General features: G+C 73.7%; 2 protein-coding genes and 2 pseudogenes. All 4 read left to right on the top strand.

Annotated features, from left to right (window positions below; translation table 11 throughout):
- Positions 1 to 174: 174 nt before the first annotated feature.
- The gene (gene pgsA / locus SACHA_RS0100880) at positions 175 to 789 is read left to right on the top strand and encodes a phosphatidylinositol phosphate synthase (protein ID WP_019806448.1); all 615 of its coding nucleotides are present in this window, start codon (positions 175 to 177) and stop codon (positions 787 to 789) included.
- Positions 786 to 1,688 carry a phosphatidylinositol mannoside acyltransferase gene (locus SACHA_RS0100875; protein ID WP_019806447.1) on the top strand — a complete coding sequence of 301 codons (903 nt, stop codon included), beginning with the start codon at positions 786 to 788 and terminating at the stop codon, positions 1,686 to 1,688. Before pgsA ends, SACHA_RS0100875 begins: the two co-directional genes overlap by 4 nt.
- Before the next feature lie 13 nt (positions 1,689 to 1,701).
- A pseudogene (locus SACHA_RS23535) lies at positions 1,702 to 2,671 on the top strand (glycosyltransferase family 4 protein); the annotation flags it as partial.
- Positions 2,666 to 3,069 (top strand): annotated as a pseudogene (locus SACHA_RS25865) (ATP-binding protein); the annotation flags it as partial. The pseudogenes SACHA_RS23535 and SACHA_RS25865, both read left to right, overlap by 6 nt.

The following is a 3,069-nucleotide window of genomic DNA, read 5'->3' as shown; positions in this document are numbered from 1 at the left end:
CGACGGGGACCACCGGGTCGCCGCGCGCGACGGCGACCCGACCGGCTGAGCCCTCCCGGACGGCGCCGCGGAGCGGCGTACACGCCGGGGGCGAGGGCATCGGACGGTGGTGCGGGGGCAACTCGATAGGGTTTGTCGATCGAACCCGATCAGCACCGGCTCCCGTAGGAAGAGATGCTCAACATCTTCGCGCGCGCGTCCGTGTCCCGCGTCACCGACCCGCTCGGTGCGGCGCTGGTCCGGCTCGGGCTGACGCCCAACGCGATGACCGTGCTCGGCACCGTGGGCGCGATGGCGGGTGCCCTGGTGTTCTTCCCGCTCGGGATGCTGCTGACCGGCACGTTCGTCGTGTGGGGTTTCGTCATGCTCGACCTCCTCGACGGCGCGATGGCCCGGGTCAAGGGCGGTACGCCCTTCGGCGCGGTGCTCGACGCCACGTGCGACCGCCTGGTCGACGGCGCGGTGTTCGCCGCGATCGCCTGGTGGGCCTTCGCCGTGGCGGACAATCCGCGCGTCGCGGCGGCGGCACTGCTGTGCCTGGTGCTCGCCCAGGTGACCTCCTACATCAAGGCGCGGGCCGAGGCGTCCGGCTTCGCCGACGCGGCGAACGGCGGATTGGTCGAACGGGCGGAACGACTGATCATCGCGCTGGTCGGGACGGGGTTGTACGGATTGGGGCTGCCCCACGCCGTCGAGGCGTCGCAGTGGCTGCTCGCCGTGCTGTCGCTGGTGACGTTGGTGCAACGGATCGTGGGCGTGTCGAGGGCCACGGGAGGGGCGCGGACGTGAGCACGTTCGGGATGCGGGTCGCCGACTGGAGTTACGCCCTCGGGTGGCGGCTGGTGCCGGCACTGCCCGAGCGCGTGTCCGCCCCGCTGTTCTCGGTGGCCGCCGACCTGGTGGCCCGGCGCGCGCCCGCCGGGGTCGGTCGGCTGCGCGACAATCTCTCCCGGGTGGTTCCGCAGGCGGGGCCGACCGAACTGGACGACCTCACGCGCCGGGCGCTGCGCTCGTACGCCCGGTACTGGCACGAGGCGTTCCGGCTGCCCGCCGGCGAGGCGGCCGACGTCCGCGCGCGGGTGGACGTCACCGGGGCCGACTACCTGGACTCCGCGCTGGCGCAGGGCAACGGTGCGGTGATGACGCTGCCGCACACCGGGAACTGGGACGTCGCCGGGGTGTGGCTGGTGGGCCACTCCGGTAGTTTCACCACGGTGGCGGAGCGGCTCGAACCCGAGTCGCTGTACGAGCGGTTCGTGGCCTACCGGGAGTCCCTGGGATTCGAGGTCGTGCCCGCCGACGGCAGCGTGTCGTTCCGCGCCCTGCTGCGCAGGCTGCGCGAGAACAAGGTGGTGTGCCTGGTCGGTGACCGGGACATCACCGGCTCCGGCCAGGCCGTGTCGTTCTTCGGCGAGACCGCGCGGTTCCCGGTGGGGCCCGCACGGCTGGCGCTGAGCACGGGGGCCGCCCTGCTCCCGTGCGGCACCTGGTTCACCGACGGTGGCTGGGGCCTGCGCATCCACCCGCCGGTGCGGATCAACAACCGGGACGAGGTCGGCGCCGCGACCCAGGCGGTCGCGGACGTGTTCGCCGGCGACATCGCCGCGCACCCGACCGACTGGCACATGCTGCAGACGTTCTGGGCGGCCGACCGCTCCGCGGAGCCCGTGCGGGGGCGCGCGGCGTGAGGACCGGTGCGGCATGAGAATCGGGATCGTCTGCCCGTACTCCTTCGACGTGCCCGGTGGAGTGCAGGGGCACGTGCGGGACCTGGCGGGGGCGCTGCGGGCGCTCGGGCACACGGTGTCCGTCCTCGCGCCCGGGGACGAGGACGGACCGGACCTGCCGGACTTCGTACAGCCGGCCGGGCGGTCGCTGGGCATCCCGTACAACGGGTCCGTGGCGCGGTTGCAGTTCGGCCCGGTCTCCTACGCCCGGGTCCGGCGGTGGCTGCGCGAATCCGACTTCGACGTGCTGCACCTGCACGAGCCCACGGCGCCGAGCCTGTCCCTGCTCGCGTTGAAGCTCGCTGAGGGGCCGATCGTGGCGACCTTCCACACGTCCACCCCGCGGTCGCGCACCCTGGCGGCCTTCGAACCCGTGCTGCGCCCGCTGCTGGAGAAGGTCACCGCCCGGATCGCGGTCTCCGCGCTGGCACGCCGGGTCCAGGTCGAGCACCTGGGTGGGGACGCCGTCGAGATCCCGAACGGGGTGCACACGTCGCTGTTCTCCACGGCCCGGCCGTTGCCCGGGTATCCGCGCGCGGGCGGCACGGTCGGGTTCGTCGGCCGGTTCACCGAGCCGCGCAAGGGCATGGGGGTGTTGCTGGACGCGCTGCGGCAGCTGGCTCCCGGGCTGCCCGACCTGCGGCTGCTGGTGGTCGGCCGGGGTGAGGCCGAGACGTTGTACCGGCAGGCCGGCCCGGAGCTGGCCGACCGGATCGACCTGCTCGGCCAGGTCGACGACGCCACCAAGGCCCGCGCCCTGCGCAGCGCGGACGTCTACTGTGCCCCGAACAGCGGCGGGGAGAGCTTCGGCATGATCCTCACCGAGGCGATGGCAGCCGGGACCCCGGTCGTCGCCAGCGGGCTCGACTCGTTCCGCCGGGTCCTCGACGACGGGCGGGCCGGGGTGCTCGTCCCCACCGGCGACTCCCGGGCGCTGGCCGAGGCGCACGGTGCAGCGGGTCGTCCTCGCGACCTCCGAGCTCGCCACCAACCTCGTCAAGTACGCCACGGGCGGCCTGCTGATGGTGGTTCCCCGGCCGGACGGGCTGGACGTGGTGGCCACCGACCTCGGGCCGGGGATCGCGGACGTCCCGGACAGCGTGCGGGACGGGCACTCCACCACCGGCACCCTCGGGCTCGGCCTCGGCGGTGTGCGCAGGATGGCCGACTTCGTGGACATCCACTCCCGCCCCGGGGAAGGAACGACGGTGCTCGCGCGTTGGACGCTGGTGAAGCCACCCCACCTCGGCGTCGAGGTGGGAGCCGCACTGGCCGCCGCCGCGGGGGAGACCGAGTGCGGGGACAACTGGGTCGCGGCCCACGAACGTGGCGTGACGACGGT

This window comes from Saccharomonospora halophila 8 (genome assembly GCF_000383775.1).
Taxonomy (GTDB): Bacteria; Actinomycetota; Actinomycetes; order Mycobacteriales; family Pseudonocardiaceae; genus Saccharomonospora; species Saccharomonospora halophila.
Note: the sequence above shows the minus strand (reverse complement) of the source record. Positions and strands in the feature narration are given on the sequence as shown.